Source organism: Nitrososphaerales archaeon (genome assembly GCA_025058425.1).
GTDB lineage: Archaea > Thermoproteota > Nitrososphaeria > Nitrososphaerales > JANXEG01 > JANXEG01.
In genome coordinates this window covers 12,382-32,667 of the sequence record JANXEG010000002.1, presented here as the reverse complement: position 1 = coordinate 32,667, position 20,286 = coordinate 12,382, and the positions used below count along the sequence as shown (strand labels likewise).

21 protein-coding genes and 1 tRNA gene are annotated in these 20,286 nt (G+C 41.7%); 6 read left to right on the top strand and 16 right to left on the bottom strand.

What is annotated here, in order from left to right; all coding sequences use genetic code 11:
- From NZ896_00415 to NZ896_00355, 13 genes are all read right to left on the bottom strand, one after another.
- Window positions 1-2,112, bottom strand: a complete 2,112-nt coding sequence (locus tag NZ896_00415) for an NADH-quinone oxidoreductase subunit L (protein MCS7115919.1) — start codon at window positions 2,110-2,112, stop codon at window positions 1-3.
- 3 nt (window positions 2,113-2,115) lie between these two features.
- Entirely contained in the window at window positions 2,116-3,654 is a 1,539-nt protein-coding gene (locus tag NZ896_00410; protein ID MCS7115918.1) for an NADH-quinone oxidoreductase subunit M, read from the bottom strand.
- A 4-nt stretch (window positions 3,655-3,658) separates the two neighbouring features.
- Window positions 3,659-3,985, bottom strand: coding sequence for an NADH-quinone oxidoreductase subunit NuoK (gene nuoK / locus NZ896_00405; protein ID MCS7115917.1), 327 nt, complete (start codon window positions 3,983-3,985; stop codon window positions 3,659-3,661).
- Complete coding sequence (locus tag NZ896_00400; GenBank protein MCS7115916.1) at window positions 3,986-4,483, bottom strand: NADH-quinone oxidoreductase subunit J; 498 nt, start codon at window positions 4,481-4,483, stop codon at window positions 3,986-3,988.
- Window positions 4,470-4,955, bottom strand: a complete 486-nt coding sequence (locus NZ896_00395; protein MCS7115915.1) for an NADH-quinone oxidoreductase subunit I — start codon at window positions 4,953-4,955, stop codon at window positions 4,470-4,472. Before NZ896_00395 ends, NZ896_00400 begins: the two co-directional genes overlap by 14 nt.
- A 1-nt stretch (window position 4,956) precedes the next feature.
- Window positions 4,957-5,973 carry an NADH-quinone oxidoreductase subunit NuoH gene (nuoH, locus tag NZ896_00390; GenBank protein ID MCS7115914.1) on the bottom strand — a complete coding sequence of 339 codons (1,017 nt, stop codon included), beginning with the start codon at window positions 5,971-5,973 and terminating at the stop codon, window positions 4,957-4,959.
- Between the two features lie 4 nt (window positions 5,974-5,977).
- The gene (locus NZ896_00385) at window positions 5,978-7,144 is read right to left on the bottom strand and encodes an NADH-quinone oxidoreductase subunit D (GenBank protein MCS7115913.1); all 1,167 of its coding nucleotides are present in this window, start codon (window positions 7,142-7,144) and stop codon (window positions 5,978-5,980) included.
- The gene (locus tag NZ896_00380) at window positions 7,141-7,620 is read right to left on the bottom strand and encodes an NADH-quinone oxidoreductase subunit C (protein MCS7115912.1); all 480 of its coding nucleotides are present in this window, start codon (window positions 7,618-7,620) and stop codon (window positions 7,141-7,143) included. Before NZ896_00380 ends, NZ896_00385 begins: the two co-directional genes overlap by 4 nt.
- Window positions 7,604-8,119: an NADH-quinone oxidoreductase subunit NuoB gene (gene nuoB, locus NZ896_00375; GenBank protein ID MCS7115911.1), complete on the bottom strand. Its 516-nt coding sequence runs from the start codon at window positions 8,117-8,119 to the stop codon at window positions 7,604-7,606. The genes NZ896_00380 and nuoB overlap by 17 nt, the downstream gene beginning before the upstream one ends.
- A 282-nt stretch (window positions 8,120-8,401) precedes the next feature.
- Complete coding sequence (locus tag NZ896_00370; GenBank protein MCS7115910.1) at window positions 8,402-9,346, bottom strand: ArsA family ATPase; 945 nt, start codon at window positions 9,344-9,346, stop codon at window positions 8,402-8,404.
- 212 nt (window positions 9,347-9,558) lie between these two features.
- Window positions 9,559-9,942: an NADH-quinone oxidoreductase subunit A gene (gene ndhC / locus NZ896_00365; protein MCS7115909.1), complete on the bottom strand. Its 384-nt coding sequence runs from the start codon at window positions 9,940-9,942 to the stop codon at window positions 9,559-9,561.
- Between the two features lie 90 nt (window positions 9,943-10,032).
- Window positions 10,033-11,088 carry a Coenzyme F420 hydrogenase/dehydrogenase, beta subunit C-terminal domain gene (locus tag NZ896_00360; protein ID MCS7115908.1) on the bottom strand — a complete coding sequence of 352 codons (1,056 nt, stop codon included), beginning with the start codon at window positions 11,086-11,088 and terminating at the stop codon, window positions 10,033-10,035.
- 161 nt (window positions 11,089-11,249) lie between these two features.
- Window positions 11,250-12,554, bottom strand: coding sequence for an aspartate aminotransferase family protein (locus NZ896_00355; protein MCS7115907.1), 1,305 nt, complete (start codon window positions 12,552-12,554; stop codon window positions 11,250-11,252).
- 163 nt (window positions 12,555-12,717) lie between these two features.
- Here NZ896_00355 and NZ896_00350 point away from each other — a divergent pair, with 163 nt between their 5' ends.
- Genes NZ896_00350 through NZ896_00340 form a run of 3 tightly spaced genes read left to right on the top strand, consistent with a single transcriptional unit; the run spans window position 12,718 to window position 14,718 of the window.
- The gene (locus tag NZ896_00350) at window positions 12,718-13,374 is read left to right on the top strand and encodes an RNA-binding protein (GenBank protein MCS7115906.1); all 657 of its coding nucleotides are present in this window, start codon (window positions 12,718-12,720) and stop codon (window positions 13,372-13,374) included.
- The gene (locus NZ896_00345) at window positions 13,346-14,014 is read left to right on the top strand and encodes an endonuclease V (GenBank protein MCS7115905.1); all 669 of its coding nucleotides are present in this window, start codon (window positions 13,346-13,348) and stop codon (window positions 14,012-14,014) included. Before NZ896_00350 ends, NZ896_00345 begins: the two co-directional genes overlap by 29 nt.
- Complete coding sequence (locus tag NZ896_00340; protein MCS7115904.1) at window positions 14,011-14,718, top strand: CTP-dependent riboflavin kinase; 708 nt, start codon at window positions 14,011-14,013, stop codon at window positions 14,716-14,718. The genes NZ896_00345 and NZ896_00340 overlap by 4 nt, the downstream gene beginning before the upstream one ends.
- Here NZ896_00340 and NZ896_00335 read toward each other — a convergent pair.
- Both NZ896_00335 and dph5 read right to left on the bottom strand, forming a co-directional pair.
- Window positions 14,702-15,403, bottom strand: coding sequence for an adenylyltransferase/cytidyltransferase family protein (locus NZ896_00335; protein ID MCS7115903.1), 702 nt, complete (start codon window positions 15,401-15,403; stop codon window positions 14,702-14,704). The genes NZ896_00340 and NZ896_00335 overlap by 17 nt on opposite strands.
- Entirely contained in the window at window positions 15,397-16,452 is a 1,056-nt protein-coding gene (gene dph5 / locus NZ896_00330) for a diphthine synthase (protein ID MCS7115902.1), read from the bottom strand. Before dph5 ends, NZ896_00335 begins: the two co-directional genes overlap by 7 nt.
- A 114-nt stretch (window positions 16,453-16,566) precedes the next feature.
- Between dph5 and NZ896_00325 the strand changes: the two genes are divergently transcribed.
- Window positions 16,567-16,658, top strand: a tRNA-Lys gene (locus NZ896_00325).
- Window positions 16,659-16,983: 325 nt separating this feature from the next.
- Here NZ896_00325 and NZ896_00320 read toward each other — a convergent pair.
- Window positions 16,984-17,850 carry a VIT1/CCC1 transporter family protein gene (locus tag NZ896_00320; GenBank protein MCS7115901.1) on the bottom strand — a complete coding sequence of 289 codons (867 nt, stop codon included), beginning with the start codon at window positions 17,848-17,850 and terminating at the stop codon, window positions 16,984-16,986.
- A 468-nt stretch (window positions 17,851-18,318) separates the two neighbouring features.
- On the opposite strand from NZ896_00320, the gene NZ896_00315 reads away from it, so the two are divergent.
- Window positions 18,319-18,888 carry an NAD(P)H-dependent oxidoreductase gene (locus NZ896_00315; GenBank protein ID MCS7115900.1) on the top strand — a complete coding sequence of 190 codons (570 nt, stop codon included), beginning with the start codon at window positions 18,319-18,321 and terminating at the stop codon, window positions 18,886-18,888.
- A gap of 161 nt (window positions 18,889-19,049) precedes the next feature.
- Window positions 19,050-20,168, top strand: a complete 1,119-nt coding sequence (locus NZ896_00310; GenBank protein MCS7115899.1) for a CBS domain-containing protein — start codon at window positions 19,050-19,052, stop codon at window positions 20,166-20,168.
- The last annotated feature ends 118 nt before the right edge of the window (window positions 20,169-20,286 follow it).

Below are 20,286 nucleotides of genomic sequence, written 5' to 3'. Positions count from 1 at the left end.
TTAAATCAACCACGTGAATGTTAGGGTTAAGAATAGGGCGAATCCTACGAGGAATATCAGTATGTAATGGTTCACTCTACCCGTTTGAATACTTCTGAAGATATTTGAAAAGGTTAGAGCGATCCTGACCGTAATGCTGTTGTAACCCCGATCTATACCAGCCGTTTCTACAGTTCTAAATGTGTATGCTGAAGTTATAGTTGTAACTCTAGGTATGAGTACGTGATAGACGTTATCGATGATAAATGTATCGAACCATTTGAATATGCTCTTTGAGAACCATCTAAATCCATTCACTATAATCCTATAGTAAATGGGATTTATATACCATCGATCATAGAGGAAACTATGTAAACCTCTGAGTAGGGGCCTTGTGGCTAACGATTCGTTGATGAGCTTCGCATACGATGGACCCGTATAAGCAACGAAACTCAATCCAATACCGATGATCACCATCGATATCGATAGAGTTGTGATCACGGGATCAAGATGGACTGCGAATTTCATATGGATCTCCTCCAGACCGAGGATATGCTTCGTAATCGCTTTATTCAAACTACCGACTATAAAGTACCATAAAGATCCAACGATTAATGAGGTTAATGCGAGGATCGTGTAGGGCACCATCATGATCGGATGGGCTTCATGGACTTTATGCTCCTTCATTAAATGCTCAACGTTGTGAGATGCGGGGGTGATGAATGTCCTTAAAACGACCTTCATCGAGTAGAACGCGGTTATAGCGGCGGTTAATATCCCTAGTATGAGGGGGATTATCAATCCAGATTTACTAACGACTTCAAGTATGGTATCTTTCGTCCAGAAGCCCATCAGAGGCGGGAAGCCAGATAAGCTCAAAGCCGCTATAAGGGTTGAGGTAAATGTTATTCTCATATACTTCGATAGACCTCCCATATCATCAAGGTATCTCGATTCTACGGTATGAATTATACCTCCAGCTGCTAGGAAGAGTGATGCTTTGAATATCGCATGGCTCATCAAATGGTTAAAAGATGCAAGAAAGCCTTCGACGAACTCATGAATTAAGCCTGCAGCCCCGATCGCAAGGAACATATAGCCGAGCTGAGAAGCTGTTGAGAATGCCAAGACGAGCTTCAATTCACGTGCTACAATCGCTTGTGATGCCATCAGGAAGGCTGTGAAGGCACCGATGTATGCGATCATCGTAAAGTAGGTATAAACACCATCGAGGTGTGAAATTAGATGGAATATCGGAGAGAATCTCAACATAAAGTATACACCAGCTTTAACCATAGTGGCTGCATGTATAAGCGCGCTAACAGAAGTAGGACCGGTCATGGCGGTTACGAGCCATTCGTGGAATGGGAATTGGGCACTCTTTGCTAGGGCTCCTAACGAGAATAGTAGTAAGAATGGTAGGAGTAGTCCTCTAGCTGCTAACCATCTCCCCCATAATTCGGCATTCTTCGCAATTTCAGGTATACTTACGGTACCGACGATCATGTAAAGTATGATTATACCGATTATAAAACCGACATCACCGATTCTTGTAAATATCAAAGCCCTTACACCACTGTGGCTCGGTGTGAAGAGCATAGATGTACCGAGCGCAACCCTACCGGGATCGCCCACACACTTCTCCTCTTCATCCTTATACCAATGGCCTATTAACGCATAAGAGGCTAAACCAGTCCCTTCCCATCCGATGAACATAAGTATGAGGTTATCTGCCAAAACCAAGAGGAGCATACTTCCGGTGAAGAAGTTAAAGAAGAACCAGTACCGAGTAAGTCCGGGATCACCCTCCATATACTTTAAGCTATAAAACCCTATTAAGAAGCAGAGCCAGGCGACTATGAGAGACATAAATGCGGCCAATGTATCGATGTAAACACCGACCGTGATATTGAGTGTTAGAATCCAAGGGTAGGAATAATGTAAGAAGCCTTCACGACTGCTCAGAACTTCTTGTAGAATTATCGTGGATGAAAGTGCGCTGAGGAAGAGTGTAGTGACGGCGACGTAATCTCTGGCCCTTTCAAACTTTAAGGCCGATAATGAAAGTGATAATGCAGCCCCAATGTATGGTGCTAACCATGTTAGATGGGCAATGACCTCGGATATGTTCATAGATTATACCCTCAACGAATCGTAAAAGTGGCGAAGTGGATCGATAAATAAGGCTGGATAGAAGAATAATATCAAACCAGCGATACCGATTATGATGATGGGTATCAATATATCCCATTTACCCTCGGTAACCTTCACATGGTGCTCATGTGGATGTCCGAAGAATATCCTCTTCATCGTGAGGAAGGCATAGGCTGCCGATATACCTATCCCTATCGTAAGGCCTATGACGAATACCAATAGGATGATTAACGATGTGGTAAGGACTTTACCGATTGCACCCCAGACGATCAATACCTCACTCCAAAGCCCGAGTGTCGGTGGTAATCCGGTGATGTGCATGAAACCGATCAATGCCAAACTGGCTGTAATCGGCATCGCCGTAGCAAAACCGCCCATCTTACTTATACTCCTAAGGCCATGTGCTTGAACTATAATAGTTCCGGCGACCATGAAGAGGACGGCTTTACCGACCGCGTGAGTAGCATAATGAATTACTGCCCCAGTGATGCCGAAGAATGTCAAACTTGCAATCCCCAATAGTATGTAGCCCATCTGGCTTATACTCGAGTATGCAAGGAGTCTCTTGAAGTCATCTTGAGCCAAAGCCATCAACCCACCATAGATTATCGTGATTAGAGCCAAAGCTATGAGGTATGGTGAAGCTGTATTGAAGGTATCTGGGAATAGTATGTAGACGATCCTTATCAGACCGTAGCCTCCGATACCGATCAGGTTTGGAGACAATAGTGCCGAAACGGGCGTGGGCGCTTCGGCATGGGCGTATGGAAGCCATATATGAACACCGAATACGGCCATCTTGACGAATAGGCCTATCATCAGAGCTATCGCTACCGGGACCGTTAGATCTTTGAGCCTTTCACCAATACCTACGTTAAACTTGAGTGCATCAACATTTAATATATCGAATACCTTGGTTGTGAAGCCTATCGCTACGACCCCCAGTAGGAAGAGGAGGGCTCCCACATGCGTCCAGATTAGATACATGATCGCGATTCTAACCCTATCACCATACCCATAGAAGGCTATGAGTAAGAAGCTCGGGATCAGTGTCAATTCTAAGAATATGTAGAATTGAATGAGGTTCGTTGAAAGTGTTGTACCCAGCATCGCCGCTGAGAACATCACGTAGAGCATATAGTAAATGCCCCATGAAGGTGGATGAATACCCTCCTTCTCCATCTCTTCGAACCTATGCTTCATGTATGGTAGTGAGTATATCGCTACAAAGCTCGTTACCAGAGCTATGGAGAATGCGATCGGTCCACTTACGCTATCAAGGAGCATCGTTAACGAACCGATCAGATCGTGGCGGAAGTGTAAGGGATCGATGATACCCTTACTCAATCCATAACGTAGCATAAGTAGGGTTATGACCGCTAATGAGTACAGTAGTGTAAGTGTGCTTACAGCAGCTACCACCTTCACATTCGTCCTCTTCTCAAGGAATGGCATGATCAATGAGAAGATAAATGGAACGAGGACTGTAGAGAAGAGCCAAGGAGTATCTAAGACGATCATCCCATCACCCCCTAAACTTCTTCAATTCATAAACATCGATATGTTGCTTAATCTGGAATAGAAGGATCGCTATCGAAATCGCTACACCGATTTCAGCGGCCGCAATCCCTATAGCAAGTAGGGCGATCGTACCACCTATCGCCGGTTTATCGAGTTGAGTAGCTGCGTATAGTGGAATTGAAGATAGGGTGAGTAATGCAAGTAACGCTGCATTGAAGATGACTTCAGCAGATAGGAGCATCCTCACCATATTCCTCCTCGAAACAAGACCATAAATACCGATCGCCAGCATTATAAGTGGTATCGATAAAAACATGGTAGCTGTTAGCATCTACGTGCCCACCTCCCTTCTAGCTAAGGTAATGGCCTCAATAAGTGTTACTATCAACGCTAATGCAGCGATGATCAAGGGGAACCAAAACTTTGTGACGAGAGTGGTAGCGAGTACTTTATAATTCGCTATGAGGCTAGGTGCGGGAATGTTGAGATTTGTGTTAGTGAGTAGGATCAATGTAAATGTGATGAGTATTAAGATGGTAACGATCGTTGCCAAGATCCTCGTCGGTCTATCTGCGAGTGGTGCTTCCTTGAGCATCGTTATCGAGAATAGTATAAACGTAACTGCCGCACCAACATATACCGCTAGATGGAACAATGCTACGAGTGCGTAGCCGAGTAAGATAAAGAGTGCTGCATTCGTTATGCCCAGTATCGCTAAGAATGATGCTGCATAGACGAGCGATCTATGTTCAACGACGATGATCGATGAAATTATTGCGATGATCCCGAACGTTATAAAGAGGATCAGATCGAGGTTAGGTATGTTCATACTTTAACCCCCTCGATTCATCAACTTTGACTAAAAGCTTCATCGGCTCCTTTTTAAATGTTGGTATCGATGGGCCTTTAGAGAATTCGATGGGCTTCTGTACCTGCTCTTCACGTGTATAGTAAGCCAGGTCATGTATGCTACTAAACTCTAAGGCCTCCTTTGGGCATATATCCACACAGAATCCACAAAAGATGCACCGCATGTAATTTATACCCGGTAGCTTATTCTCCCCTACCGTATACATCTTGATCGCATCGGCCGGACAGATCCTCGCGCATAATGTACAACTTATACATCTATCGATATAGAACTTGATCATCCCCCGATACCCTTCTGGTAGTATCTGCACCACTTCAGGATACCTGAATGTCAACCTATTCTTAGCTAAGATGTACTTTAAAGCGGTAATCATCGCTTCTAGATGCCTCTTAATCGTGGAAGGTTTAGGGATCATCAGATTATCTATCATACTACCTCACCAGACCCAAATTTATCAAAGCGAAGGATAGAATGAGCGAAGCTATCGATAGAGTGAACATACCTTCCCAACCTATTCTCAACGTCTGATCTATACGGAACCTTGGATAGACACTTCTTAAAAATATTCCTAAGATCATTATGATCAAACCTTTGATCAACGTAATAATCCCGGGCATTATCGGATTCAACGTAAGTGGCCATACTATCGGGTACCAGCCTCCAAGGAAGAGATAGGCAAAGAGTAGGCTCAAGATGTAAAGCTTGATGTATGAGTAAGACATACAGAGCCCAAATATAATCCCACTATACTCGGTAAATGGCCCCATCACGATCTCTTGCTCAGCCTCAGAGATTTCGAATGGAAATCTCGCCGTCATCATAAATGTGCATATTAAGAATGTGAAGGCCGCGAATGGGTTTAAGATGATGCCCCAGACCCCCTTCGATTGTGCTTCAACGATCTCTATGATATCCAACGTGTTATACAAAATCGCCATGGCCAATACTGAGAGGAAGAGAGGTACTTCGTAAGCCATGATCATGTAACCTTCTCTTAAGCTGCCGATGAATGAAAATTTGTTATCGCTCGCCCAACCGATTATCAAAATGAATATGGGTGCAATAGTCAATAAAGCGAGTACTATGAGTAGGCTTAGGTCACTTCTAAAGGCAAAGTATCTCGAACTTATCGGTAGGGCAGCGATCGGTATGAAGGCGAATCCGAAGGATAAGATCGGTGCCATTATGAATGAAAATTTATCGGCCCTCCTTGGTATTATAACTTCAGCGAAGAGGTAGCGCAGAAGGTCTGCGACGGTCTGTATCACTCCACCCAGTGGCTTTAATATGTATAATGGACCATACCTTAATTGTACCTTCGCGGCGATCTTTCTCTCGAGCCATATCAAGAACACAATTACTACCAATACCGCGATTAGGCCTGGAAATACGATGATCGTGAAGACTGGGGGTAGAAGGATCAATCGGACCAATTGATCGATGATCATCATCTCACCTATCTGCATCTGGTGGGAAATAATCTAGACTACCGTAGATCGCGGGTATATCTGCCAACCTATGCCCCGGCATTACGTATTTAAAAGCGATCAGATTTCTGAGTGAAGGTGAAACGAATCTGAACCTGTACGGATTCGTTGAACCATCACTCACTATATAGTAGATGACTTCTCCACGACCTGTTTCAACACGTGATACAGCCTCACCTTTACGAGGTTTTAGATTTATAAATGTAGCAGGTATCTTGACCATACCCTTCTGCTCTGCCCTTTCTCTTAACCTAGGAGGTATCATCTTTAAGTAGGCTTCATTGAGTATAGGTCCATTAGGAATCTTCTCCACAATCTGTTTTAATATTCTCATACTCTGCTTGATTTCATCGACCCTTACGAGGACTCTCGCATAAGCATCACCTTCTTCCCTAACGACGATATCAAAATCCATTTCAGGGTATGCGCAGTAAGGCTCGACCTTCCTAACATCGTACTTTACACCAGATGCTCTTAGATTAGGACCTACTATACCGAGCCTTATCGCCTCTTCTCTCTTAATGGTGCCGATACCGATGAGCCGCGCCGTTACGACCGGATTGTTAATGAATATCTTTTCATAATCCTTCAACCTCCTCTCCATGTAAGCTACAGCTTTAGAGATCTTTCCACCAAACCCATCGGGAAGATCCCTCCTTACACCCCCCGGTATGATGTATGAGTATGTGATTCTTGCTCCAGTAAGCTCTTGGGCGAGTTCTATCCATATCTCCCTATCAGCAAAGCACCACATGAATACGGTCGATGAACCTAACATTATCCCATGTATCCCCAAACCGTACAAGTGGCTATGAATCCTATTTATTTCAGCCAGAAGTGTCCTCAAGTACTGTGCCCTTGGAGGGGCATCGATACCTAATAACTTCTCTAAAGCGAGTACATAGCCAAGATTGGTATTGGCAGTATCGGCCAATGTCGGCCTTTCGACCAATGGTACTATCTGGATGTATCTCTTACTCTCTGCGATCTTTTCAACCGATCTATGAACATACCCTATATCGGGTTCGAATTCGTTGATGATATCACCATCCATCTTCACTATAAAGCGCATGTGGCCTGAACCGGGATGTTGGGGGCCTATAAGAACCTGCATGAATCGATCTTCGCTCATGCATCGATACCCTCAGTCTTTATCTTGAATTCCTTTAATAGAGGAGGTATTTGGTCCCAATCGCTTGGTAGAAGAAGCCTCTCGAGCTTCGGGTGCCCTTCGAATATAACCCCAACTAGATCATAAGTCTCTCTTTCAAGATATTCTGCACTCGGCCACACCTTTACTAAAGATGTGACCTTGGGATTGGATCTATCCAACCGCGCCTTTAGAGCGATTATTACCTTAGCGAGATCCATATCCGTGTAGGATGATACATGGTATGTGAGTTCGATCTTCTTCTCAGCCGGATAATCTGTACCAGTAACTGCCTTAACGTGATCAAAACCCATGTGATTTAGCTTAGATGCGACCTCGAAAAGGTTCTGAACTTCAACATTGATTGTAATAACGTTTGGAACTTCGCTGACTATTTTAATAGCCAAACTTCCGAGCTCCTTCTCAACCATTTCTTTGATTTCATTTAAGCTCTTCATACTTCACACCTCCCATTCTCTTAATCTTATCCTGAAGCATCATAACCGAGCGGGCTACGGCTTCAGGCCTTGGTGGGCAGCCCGGAATGTATACATCCACGGGGAGAATTTCATGGGCTAAAACGATATTGTAACTATTCCAAAAGATCCCACCATCTATTGGACAGGCACCCATCGCGATGACGAATTTGGGTTCAGGCATCTGTTCAAAGACCATGCGGGCTGCTTTTGCCATCTTCCTAGATAACGTTCCCTCTATAAAGACCACATTACATTGGCGTGCAGAGGTAAATGGTAAGAAGCCAAACCTTTCTGCATCGAACCGTGGGGCTGAAGCTGCTGCAAACTCAGCCCCACAACATGCAGTAGTGAAGTGGGCTGGCCAGAGTGAGTAAGAGATGCCCCAATCTCGTATATCTTTAATCGGCCTCTTCTCGATGATTCGTATGAAAATATTCCTAATTTTTTTAAAAAAACTCTGCATCAATGAGGGGGGCATCGATAAGCACCCTATTAATTTCACCTCTTGAAATAAAACGACTAGTACTTAAGCTTAATGAATAGACAGTAAATAGTTTATGTAAGAAGAGATGGATTATCGAAGTTACTATATTACATTAGTACTATAACTGATTCGGTCTAGAAGGTTTATTAGTGGTTTTGTGTAGTTTTCCAATCATGTAGTTAAATGAACATCGATTTGGAAAGATATAAATATGAATCTTCGCTCAAACCTGCAAAAAAGGCTATCTTATCTTTAGATTTAGATTTATAGGCTTTATCAATCCTGGAAGAGTAAACTTTCTACTTTTTTAACGGCCTCGATCCCCTTTACTTCTCGTGATAATTGTGGTAATAAAGTCAATCCGATACTCTCTCCATACGATTCATCGAGTAAACGGATGTAGTTCTTTTGCATAGTAGCACGCTCTCTATGGAAATCACAGTTACAAATCTCTTGAGTAATTACATAATTGATGATGATCCGAGTGATATTAATCCCAAAAGCCTTGAATTCGTTCACTATCCTCTTCGTCTGATAAACCCCCAACGCTTCGGGTATGGTAACGATTATAGCATGAGTCTTCTTATCTTTTAACATATCGAAGACCCTTTGAGCCAGATCCTTCCAAGTCTTGATTATCTTCAATGGATCCTCTCTCCTTCCGCCAGTGAGTAAATCTAGTGCATGGCGTACCTTAATGTACAATCGAGCAGCATCTTCTAGATGTCTGTAGAATCTATCTTGTAGTTTAATCAAAGATAGGGTCCCTCCGGCCGGTGCCGTATCCCAGACGATTACATCGTAATCCTTTCTCTCATAGAATTCTAATACATAGCTCAATGCAAATTCTTCATCGATACCTGGCGCACCAGCTATATAATCGATGATCTCCTTTCCCACTGGTAGGAATGAGGAAATTACCGCATAGACTTCATCGCCGAACCTCTCCTTCCACCTCTCAATAACGAGGTTGTAATCGAGTTCAATGGCGGTAAGATTCTCTCTTATCGAAGTCGCTACCCCTCTCACATTGACTTCAAATATATCCGATAGTGAAGGTGTCGGATCGGTCGATATGATAAGGGTTTTTAACCCAACCTTTGCAAAATGGAATGCTGTAGCTGTCGCGCAGGTCGTTTTACCGACACCACCCTTTCCACAAAAGATTACGACACGTGGCCTTTCAGCATCAAGGTAATCGAGACCTTTTGAGATCTGCATAATCTCATCCCTCATTGAACCATTACATACCCCACCTAAAAATGTGTTCGTTTATTGGCTTTTTGTTAATGGTATTTTCATTATAGATCATTTCGGTATCATCATCTTAACCATTATACATAGAATCCGAAATCCTTTGCAAGTTGATATCTTGATATCAGATCACTCTTTAACTACTGAAAATTTTAGAGTTATACTAAGCTGCTAAGTTACTATGCACTCTTCCATAATTCAAGCCTTCTTGATGCATCGAGGCCGAAGATGAGGGGCGGGATCAACATAAGTAAGATAATTATGAAGAGTTGAACCGCATTTAAGAAGAATGTGCGATCCACCATAAGAAAGACGAAACAGTATATCATAATCGGTTCGATCGTTAGGAAGATTATTAAATAGCTATAGTACTGCATCATGAACCAACCTCTTCCCTTACCTACCGCTGGATTCGCACATTCGAACCTCTCATACTTGCTATCATAGCGCTTTAATGGTGTTATTAACCTACTAATTATGTAGCCTAGGATACCCGTTCCTATACCAATTATCAAAGCGAGGAGGAATGTAATAAATGCGTTAAAGTCGATAGGTGGTGACAAGGCCACTTTTACTTTAAAGGAAGTCAGTGATTTATAAACTTAGCTACTTTCAATCTTCCATACAAGGTAATGAACCATCCTTCTATTGGCTTAAGGACCCTTCTTCACCGATCTCCTTTTGGATGTGCTGAATTCGACGATCGTATTGAGACCATCTTGCGATAAGGGTTTTGCTTCAATATAACCCGCATTTAAGGCTTCATTAAAGAGGTCCTCGCCTCGTTTACTTCGAATTATTACTGTGGTCCAGCCCGGTTCTGATCCTATACCTCCTGCCGATATATCGGCCAGATCGGCCGTTGATGATGAACATTTATAGCAACATGGCATCACATAGGGATCCAATTCTTTGATGGGAGTTTTAAGTAAGACTTTATCACCACTGTAAATTATGAAGCTATCTTCGGTTAAGTGAAACTTCGTAATTTCGCCAGGATTGATGCCCTTACTAGGAATATATTCTTTTATGAGTCTATTAGAGAAACGCTCTACACAGAATAGACCGATGGTCAACTTGACATAATCTCCCAAACTCCAATATTCATTCTTTACCAATTGGGACTTTCTGATAGCTACTATTTCATGGCCTGTACCTACAAATGCCACATTCCTCTTATCGAGCTCCCTTACAGCCCTTGATAAACCTAGAATCATTGGGCAAATCGTATATTTTGTACCAGCGCTATTGATTATATCCTCTCTACTCACAGCGACCTTAGGTTCGGCCTTCCATAATTCAGAATCGCTCGTCGAACATAAAATCGCACCATCGATCTTTCCAGCATCCATCATATATAGGAGCAGAGCGGTGACGAAACCACCATGAGTAGCGCCCTTTCTAACATCTAAGTTTAAAGCCCTAGCCGAAAAGCAGGATCTATAAACTCCGAAGGGCTCATCATCTCTCCTCACTCTACCAAATAAGCTCTTCTCGAATTCCTCCATTGAGTAATTCGTCTGTGGACATTGGGCGTAACAGATTCCACAATTGATACACCTATCTACGATCGTCGGAAGATCACCCTTCATAGTTAAGATAAGAATGGGGCATGAGGCTACACAAGCACCACAACCAGTACATAGACCAGGTTTAATGACTTCACTTATCAAAGAGCCGAACGATCTTACCTTTAGAACCGTCGTCATTGCCTATCTTTATCCGATCAAAGACTCCATTATAAGTATTCCTAATGGCCTTACAATTTATATGCTCAAAGGCTCAAAAAACTTCTGCCCGCGTGATAGTTATGAGGATTAGAACTTGTTGTATATTGAGTTATGAGAGCTACATTCATTACTTTGATCATCTACATATCTTTGACTTCCTTTACTGCTCTTTCAAAGGCCTCCATAGCTTTATCGACATGCTCCTCTCTAATCGTTAGTGGGGGTTGAATTCTTATGACGTTGGCCCAGAACCCTCCGAAGCCCACCACGAGTCCATAATCGGCACAACGTTTGCGAATCTCCTTACACTTATCACGTAGCGGTTCTTTGGTCCTTTTATCCTTAACGATTTCAACACCGATCATCAGACCCTTCCCCCTTACTTCACCTATGATATCGTACTTACTCTCCATTTCTTTCAACCTCTTCATCAGTAATTCACCCATCTTCTTCGCATTCTCCCATAATCTATTCTCCACGATGTAATCGATGGTCGCAGAAGCTGCAGCACACATCACTGGATTCGCTCCCCATGTTGAGAAGTGATCTCCAGGTTCTAGAGAGTCACCGATCTGCTCATGTGCAACAACAGCAGAGATTGGCCAACCATTCCCCAATGCTTTTGCAAGTACCATCAAATCTGGCTTAACATTATAAGTCTCAATGCCCCACATCCTTCCAGTCCTACCGAAACCGGTCTGGACTTCATCCGATATGAAGGGTATATTAAACTTATCGAGGATCTTTTTAACCTCTTGGAAGTATTCATCGGGAGGTGTTACGATCCCACCAACTCCAAGGATCGGCTCAGCGATGAATGCAGCTATATCTCTCGAAGAGCCGAAGTTTATGATATCTTCGATCATCTTTGCACATTGAATGTTGCATCGAGGGTACTCATAACCTAAACTACAGCGATAGCAATAGGGAGCGGGTACGTGAACGACACCGGGAGCGTATGGGCCCATGACGTACGACTTTGAATAAACACTCACCGGGGTGCCGATCGAGTGTGCCCCATAAGTCCTCCCATGGTAACAACCCTGTAACGCGAGGATTTCATGCCTCTTCGTGTATCTTCTAACCATCTTGATCGCTACATCGATCGCTTCCGATCCACTCGTATGGAATGTCGTTTTGCATGGTTGAAAAGGTGCTATAGTAGCGATCTTCTTCGCCAACTCCAATGCTGGAATGGTATAGTAGCTCTGGGATGAGCAATGTACCAGTTCATTCATCTGTTTTCTCACAGCTTCTTGAATCTTTGGGTTATTATGTCCAGCATTCACCGTAGCTATGCCAGCCCAGAAGTCAAGGTATTCCTTTCCTTCTATATCTGTGAGATAAACACCATTTCCTTTAACGATGATCAGAGGAAATGGCTCACTATAGCGTGTTATCACGAATTTATTATACTCCTTTATGAATTCCTCTTTGTTGCTCAACAGCCTCACCCTCCATAAACCAAATTCTATATAAGTACTTAATTATTTTGATAAAGTTTTGCAGATAGTGACGAAGTATCCTTCAACCCCTATCAAACCTTTGAAACTCTTACATTGAAGAAGACTTATCTTATACAGCCTAATTTCTATAGTATGAACTTACATGAGCCTAAAAGAAGTGGAGAAGTCGTTAAAGGTCATTTCACGCCAATTAAATCGAACGGTAAAGATGCGAGATAAATTAATTAGAGATTTGGGAGAGCCGATTTCTCTCTCATCAAGAGCTATAGTCAATATACATACTCATAGACCGAGAGAGGCTGAGAATAATCTTAAGTTGGTGGAGGATAAGTTAAAGGTATTGAGGAAGGTCGCTAAAGGTAATTTTAGCCAATACCTTATCCAACCGGAGGGAGAGTACGTTGAAGCTATTACTATATACTCCATCGTATCAAAAAAGACGATACCTTCTCATAAAACTCTCAATGTAAATGGCATATCGTACATCTTAGGCTTACTCGATGCGATAGGCGAATTAAGGAGGTTGATTTATGACAGGATCAGAGAGGAGAAGAATCATGAAGCACTCGAGCTATTCACTATAATGGAGCAACTCTACACACTATTATCACCTTTCGCAATATATGAGCATGTAGCAAAGGGTGTGAGGAAAAAGTTGGATGTAGCAAGAATACTCGTCGAAGAGACACGCTCGGCGATAACGGAAGAAGTGAGGCGATCTCAAATTCTCACATCGATCGACCGACTCTTAAAAGCGATTTCAAAAGAAGATGAATATAAGGAACGCTATGAACCATAAGGGTTTATGTGATAAAGCTACACTTAACTTCCTCAGCAGAGTTCAAGAAGTAATCGCCAGATGTGTGAAGCTTACACCTTTATCGATCGAAGAGGTTGAAAATATCTGTGGATTGGATGTAGCGTATAGCAACGAAATGGCCTGTGCAGCTTCAGTAGTTTGGAATAACTATAAGAAGGAAGTCGTAGAAGTATCAACGTATATCGCCCAACCTTGCTTTCCTTACATCCCTGGCTATTTATTTATGCGTGAAGCACCTTTGATGATCGAATCTCTGAATAGATTGAAGAAACTTCCAGACCTTTTACTCGTTGATGGTCATGGTTTAGCACATCCAAGAAAGGCTGGACTCGCGGTCTTCATCGGCGTATTGATGGATAAGCCCACATTAGGTGTAGCGAAGTCACTCCTCATAGGTAAGGTAGGTAAGTATAGTGGAAATCTTGCACCTATAATTGTAGATGGTTTGAAGGTAGGATACGTTGTGAAGAGTGAGGGGGCTAAACCATACTATGTAAGCCCTGGCCATAGAGTAACGGTAAAAGATATCTTAAAGTTTATACGATATATTGGGGTCGATTACCCTAAAGTACTTAAGGAAGCGCATAGGATCTCTAAGGAAGGTTTGAGAAAGGTTTGAAATCGGTCAAACCGACACACTTCTTAACACTCCTCGAATTGCTTTTATTAGGTGCGAAGGATCAGGCGATTCGATTGAGCACTATCGAATTGGCAAAGAGGTTGGAAAGGTCTCAACAGGCAGCTTCGAAGTACCTTTGTGAGCTGGAAAAGGTTGGTTACATTATTAGGATGAAGAGCGGTAAGGAAAGATATGTGAAGCTCACCGATAAGGGTATCGAAGCGCTTCTTTCTATATACTCATCGATGAGAAGTATTTTAGAAGCGACGCCCAAGGTCTTTGAGTTTAAAGGATGTGTATTCTCAGGACTTCGTGAAGGAGCATACTATATCTCGCTCGAAGGTTATCGACGCCAATTTATTCAAAAGCTCGGCTTCGACCCCTATCCCGGCACATTAAATGTAAGATTGACCTCTGCTGCCGATCGAGAATTAAAGCGTGAATTGAGTCGATATCAAGGTATTGCTATAGAGGGATTTGAGGATAAGCATAGAACCTACGGTGGTGCGAAATGCTTCCCAGCACTCATCAACGATTCATTGAAGTGTGCAGTAGTACTTTCGGAGAGGACTCATTACGATGATTCTGTGATCGAAATAATCGCACCCATTTCAATTCGAAAGGAGCTTCATCTTAAAGATGGTGATCTAGTCAGGGTCAAGGTTTATTCTACAAGCGTCGATTGGTTCAAAAGCTCTTCATAACTTCCACATCCTTCTTGATCTTTGAACTCTTTATATCGGGCATCGGTGTGGTCAATCTTACTACTTTTACGATTATACCTCTTTTACGCAACTCTTCGATCAAGACCCTTTCATCATGCTTCTGGTCATAACCTACGGTGATGATATCCGGTTTGACCTGAGTAACTATCTCAAAGATATCCTTTTCACTACCCAGAAGGGCCAAATCTACATATTTTAAAGAATTTACCAGCTTTACCCTTTCTTTCTCATGATTTACCGGGCTTCTACCCTTACTCTCTATAACCGTCTTATCCCTTGCTACCGATACTACCAACACATCACCCAGATTCTTCGATGATTCCAACGTATATATATGGCCAGGATGAATTATATCGAAGACACCCCCTGTGAATACCACTACGATCGAGGATCTACCTTTATCGGTGAGTCGATACTCCCCATTTACCTCTACAATCAACCCCCTATCCACCAAATCTTTACAAAGTACCTCTAAATAGTTAACATCATAAGAGAGTTGTTCGGCCAAATACTCAACTCTATTTACATATCCAGCAATACTGTTACAATAGATTCTACCGAGGATCCTTCTTTGGGATTGTGTGAGGCCATTGGTCTTCATCTCCATCTCCACCACGGCAGCTTTATGGAATTTATCAACCCTAATATTTATGGTTACTACCATTCGATCTCTAACTGTCCAGTGAACCTTAATGAATCGAGCAGACCTTCAGCATAACCTACACTTAGAATGGCCAACTCAAACTTCCCTTCATTGAGGAAACGGATCGAGTCTGAAAGGTAGCACGCTACATTCTCAAAGAGTAGTTTAAAACGCTCATCAGATCTCTTCGCACATTTATCCATAGCCTTCTTTAAAGCGGTTCTTGCTTTCTCCACGTATCTATTTACCATAGATACAGCCATTCGACGGACCTTCGTAGAATTGTCGATGATCTCATCATCCTTTAACTTCAATAAGATCTTTAGGGCCTCCTTCTCTGTAAAGTGCAACTCCCCTGGAATTATCAGTGTATGAGGTGGGTTTCCAAAATCCTTTCTTAATAGGTCATCGAGCCTTCCAGCCAAGATATTTTGATCTGGATTACCGATCCTCGAGGCTACTATAACGAATGTGTCTCGATCGAATATATTCTGTTTAAGGATATCCTCCATCTGCAAAAGGCTTCTTAATGCATCTTGAGGTTTAAGGAAGAAGTTTGAATAATAATCGTATTCGAGTAATACGATTGTATGTAGCCCCATCAAAAGATTGTTATAAATCGTTTGATAGACTGTAGTTATCGGTGTGGATGCGCTTCTCGTCATAGTCACGACCTTTCCAAATTTGTAAGTATGTAAACCTGTCTCACCAGGTAGCGCGGTCAAGATCGATGAATTGTGTATAACACGTGTCTTTACACCGTTCATCTCGGCCCTCACCCTTAAATCCATGTGTGTAGTAGCGATCATCGGATCCCCCATCGAGATCAACACCACATTATAGATCTTGGCCTGATCGATTATTGCCCTACCATCTTCTACAAACTCCCTCTTTACAACTTTAACCTCTCTATTCAAGAATCTCTGAATATTATCGATCGATGATTCGCTCAACGGATTCGTATAGACCTCCAGATATACCACATCAGCCACCTTTATGGTATCCAAACCTTCTAAAGTAAGGCTCTCAACACCCCGCAACCCTAAGCCTACAAAGGTTAATGGACACATTAAATGATTGAATCGGCCAGCTTACCTATAAAGGTAAATACGATGATCGTAGAAGGGATTTCTTTCACAGATTCAGTTTTAATCTTAAATAGCTCCATTTAGAATTATTCGATGGGGCCTGTGGCTCAGCCAGGAAGAGCGGCTGGCTCTTAAACCCTACAGGAGAGACCAGTAGGTCGTGGGTTCAAATCCCACCAGGCCCGCCAATAAGTTTAAAATACCTGATGTGTAAGAAAGTGAATCTGCTCAAACATCTTTAGTAATTTCACATACCTTGGTAAAGAGGTAGGATGAATTTCTTGGCTGAGGGGGTATAAGAAGGTTATCGAGTCATTTTTAGTGTCGGATTTTTTAAAAATTAAAATTTTTTTTCTGCGCACTTGGCACCAATCTCAGTAAGTTTTTAATGACTCGATACCTTCTTGATCCTCCTAAGGTTAACGTAAATCGAATAAATGTTAAGTGCATTTATGATTTGTTAAGCAATACAAGTTTAAGAAGAAGATTAGAATTCAGAATAAGCCATTGTAGCTATACTTCTATATTTAAAAAGATCCTTACGAGAAATCCGATGATGAATATTACACAGGTTATCCCAAGGCTGATGATCACCATTTCTAAAAACCTCTTCTTAAAGGATAGGTTTTTTGTAATCGAAATATAGAAGGTGAATAAGGAAATGATGATGATCGCAAAGATCAGTGTTAAACCGAGACAGATATAGACATTTGTAAGAATAACGTATGGAGATATTAAGAATAAAACGGTAAGGATAAAGGCGATCCCTGTATACAATGCCGCTTTAAAGGGTTCTTTATCGCTACCTTCCGATTTGATCGATAGATATTCAGATGCGACCATCGATAGTGAAGCTGCCAACCCGGTGATAAATCCTATAATAGCAATTAATCGGGAATTTTGAAAAGCGAATGTAAACCCTGCCAAAGCACCTGTAAGTTCCACAAGTGCATCGTTTATGCCCAAGACTATGGAGCTGACGTACTTCAGCCTATCTTCATCGATCAGATTCATAAGTTGTGCTTCATGCTCATATTCATCCTTCATGATATCCTTCGCATCTGGTACAAAATTGGATATTTTCTTATAATTTTCCTGAGCCTTCTCTTCACCCTTTTCCATAATCTTCATCCCGAAGGTTATTCCAAAGATCTTTGAGATTAAAAGATACATCAAAACTTTGATTCTATTTGGCTTTGTATCCTTTTTCGTATATGTGCTCCAAAACTCGTAATGTCTAAGCTCATCATTCGAAATGCGCTCCAAGATCCCCTTATTAGGCCCTTTCAAGGATCTTGCTAACTTCTTATAGATAAAATGTTCAGTAATTTCACTCTTCTGCGCCATTAAGAGCGATTCTTCAACCTCTTTATTTAACATGTGATCTTCACGATTACACTTTAGTCTTAGTTATTAATCATTGATCTAAACACTTAAACATAAGCTTTCCTTTGAAACGTTATAATTTTAATCAATCCTCAGTATAGATTGAAAGTATCTTTAGAGTAATTTTGTAACTATTCTTATTCAACCATAAGATGATTCGTAGAGATTTGGCTCAATTCAAGAGCTGCTCGCTCGGGCTTCGAATTCAATAACTTGCCCGTTGATAGTCTTAAAAGATTCAAACTCATAATCCTTTTCAGATTATTAAGAGATGAAGAGGATGGATAGGGATTAGATATCAGCTAAAATCTTAATTTCATACGGAATTTTATCCTTTAACAAATCCGATGGAGCCAATGGATATTTCATAAGGTAGAATTGCATCGTAATACACATTCTATAAATGACATCATTTTATTAAGTAAAAATATTTTTATACTAAAGAGAATATAGTTAGGTAAAATGATCGAAGATCAGATCACAGTTTTAGGATTTGCTGGAAGCTTAAGAAAGGGCTCTTATAATAAGGCGCTGTTACGTAATGCTGCGGAATTGATGCCAAAGAATGCCAAATTAGAGATCTTTGATATTGAAGGGATTCCTCTTTACAATCAGGATCTTGAAGATGATATGCCAGCCAAAGTTAAAGAATTTAAAGAAAGGATAAAGAGGGCAGATGCGATCCTTATCGTAACACCAGAATACAACTATTCTTTCCCGGGAGTACTGAAAAATGCCATCGATTGGGCTTCCAGACCTTATGGAGATAATTCTTTCGAGGGTAAGCCCGTAGCAATAATGAGTGTATCTGTCGGAACTTTTGGAGGGGCGCGCGCCCAGTACCACCTTAGGCAGGTTTTAGTAGCCTTGAATATGTATCCAATAAATAGGCCTGAAGTCATGGTCCCATTAGCTGAAGAAAAGTTTGATGAAAAATTAAAGTTGATCGATGAAAAGACGAGAAAGAAGGTTCGAGAGTTGTTAGAAAACCTTGTCGAGATGGCGAGGAGGATGAAGAGTTCGAAGGAATGAATGTAACCAAGAATTTATAAATATAGCGACGTGATATCGTTAATAATCCTTTTAGCCTTTATAGAGAGAAGAGACGAAAGATCTACTTTCGTTACCCTCATGAGTCTTCTCTAGAAGCTAATACTTATTAATTTAGACTCCATAATTAATGGGGAATTGCATTGTCTTTAAGAATTGGGAAACTTTTAGGGGTTCCAGTAAAACTTCACTTTACATTAGTCCTTGCGGTACTACTTATCGTATGGACACTTGCTGTAGGTTATTTACCTTCGGAGTATCCCGGACTATCCGTAATGACATACTATTTGATTGGTGTAATAAGCGCCTTTATACTCTTTACCTCTGTTTTACTCCATGAACTAGCACATTCCTACGTGGCTAAGAAGAATGGCTTACCGGTAAGGCGTATAGTTCTATTCATCTTTGGCGGCGTAGCAGAAATTGAAGAGGAGCCGAAAGAGGCGAGGGTAGAATTTAAGATGGCTTTGGCTGGGCCATTAACGAGTTTTGCGATCGGGCTGATTTTATGGATTCTACATTACCCATTAAGTGTATTTGGAGTTGTGGCGATCGCATCGTTAAGGTATGGCGCATACATCAACTTACTCCTAGGTGCCTTTAACTTACTCCCCGCTTTCCCCCTCGATGGTGGGCGAATCTTAAGGGCAATGATCTGGTATCGGAAGAAGGATCTGTTACAGGCAACGAAGATCGCTACAAAGTTCGGAGTCTTCTTCTCTTATATCTTCATCTTCTCAGGTTTTCTCTTCATAATCGGGGGTAGTTTTATTGGAGGTCTGTGGTTTATCCTGATCGGTTGGTTCCTAAGGAATGGTGCAGAAGCGAGCTACAGACAGACGATCGTGAGTGAAGCATTAGCAGATGTCTTGATCAAAGATATAATGACTAGAGATGTTCATACCGTCGATCCCGATCTGCCGATTAAGGATATCATAGAGACCCACTTTATGAAGTATAAACATGGAGGTTTCCCTGTGGTAAAAGATTCTAAATTGATCGGGCTCATCACACTTGAAGATATAAAGAAGGTTCCTAGAGAAAAGTGGCAAGAAACTAGAGTGAGTGATGTTATGACTCATTGTGAAAAGCTCAAGTGTGCAAGCCCTAACGAAACTGCTGCAGATGCCCTCATAAAGATGTCGAAGTTCAACATAGGCCGCCTTCCAGTCCAAGAGGATGGAAGACTTGTTGGAATAATCACCCGTAGTGATATAATGTACGCTATTCGAATCAAAACAGAATTGGAGGGAAGGATATAATTAATAGATCGATACTACTCCAAGCTTTTTGGTTGGAGTAAATAATACGATAGAGGTTTGTTGAGAAATACTGGTAGTAAATAGAATTTAGAGTGTAAAGATAATAACTTAATTAGGA

Excerpts from the sequence above, each read along its gene's own strand:
- nuoB (MCS7115911.1), bottom strand. The coding sequence starts at position 8,119 with ATGCCCCCCTCATTGATGCAGAGTTTTTTTAAAAAAATTAGGAATATT.
- nuoH (MCS7115914.1), bottom strand. The coding sequence starts at position 5,973 with ATGATCATCGATCAATTGGTCCGATTGATCCTTCTACCCCCAGTCTTC.
- nuoK (MCS7115917.1), bottom strand. The coding sequence starts at position 3,985 with ATGCTAACAGCTACCATGTTTTTATCGATACCACTTATAATGCTGGCG.
- NZ896_00320 (MCS7115901.1), bottom strand. The coding sequence starts at position 17,850 with ATGTTAAATAAAGAGGTTGAAGAATCGCTCTTAATGGCGCAGAAGAGT.
- NZ896_00400 (MCS7115916.1), bottom strand. The coding sequence starts at position 4,483 with ATGAACATACCTAACCTCGATCTGATCCTCTTTATAACGTTCGGGATC.
- NZ896_00395 (MCS7115915.1), bottom strand. The coding sequence starts at position 4,955 with ATGATAGATAATCTGATGATCCCTAAACCTTCCACGATTAAGAGGCAT.
- NZ896_00350 (MCS7115906.1), top strand. The coding sequence starts at position 12,718 with ATGAGCCTAAAAGAAGTGGAGAAGTCGTTAAAGGTCATTTCACGCCAA.
- NZ896_00360 (MCS7115908.1), bottom strand. The coding sequence starts at position 11,088 with ATGACGACGGTTCTAAAGGTAAGATCGTTCGGCTCTTTGATAAGTGAA.
- NZ896_00345 (MCS7115905.1), top strand. The coding sequence starts at position 13,346 with ATGAATATAAGGAACGCTATGAACCATAAGGGTTTATGTGATAAAGCT.
- NZ896_00385 (MCS7115913.1), bottom strand. The coding sequence starts at position 7,144 with ATGAGCGAAGATCGATTCATGCAGGTTCTTATAGGCCCCCAACATCCC.
- NZ896_00335 (MCS7115903.1), bottom strand. The coding sequence starts at position 15,403 with ATGGTAGTAACCATAAATATTAGGGTTGATAAATTCCATAAAGCTGCC.
- NZ896_00380 (MCS7115912.1), bottom strand. The coding sequence starts at position 7,620 with ATGAAGAGCTTAAATGAAATCAAAGAAATGGTTGAGAAGGAGCTCGGA.
- NZ896_00315 (MCS7115900.1), top strand. The coding sequence starts at position 18,319 with ATGATCGAAGATCAGATCACAGTTTTAGGATTTGCTGGAAGCTTAAGA.
- dph5 (MCS7115902.1), bottom strand. The coding sequence starts at position 16,452 with ATGTGTCCATTAACCTTTGTAGGCTTAGGGTTGCGGGGTGTTGAGAGC.
- NZ896_00410 (MCS7115918.1), bottom strand. The coding sequence starts at position 3,654 with ATGATCGTCTTAGATACTCCTTGGCTCTTCTCTACAGTCCTCGTTCCA.
- NZ896_00370 (MCS7115910.1), bottom strand. The coding sequence starts at position 9,346 with ATGCAGATCTCAAAAGGTCTCGATTACCTTGATGCTGAAAGGCCACGT.
- NZ896_00415 (MCS7115919.1), bottom strand. The coding sequence starts at position 2,112 with ATGAACATATCCGAGGTCATTGCCCATCTAACATGGTTAGCACCATAC.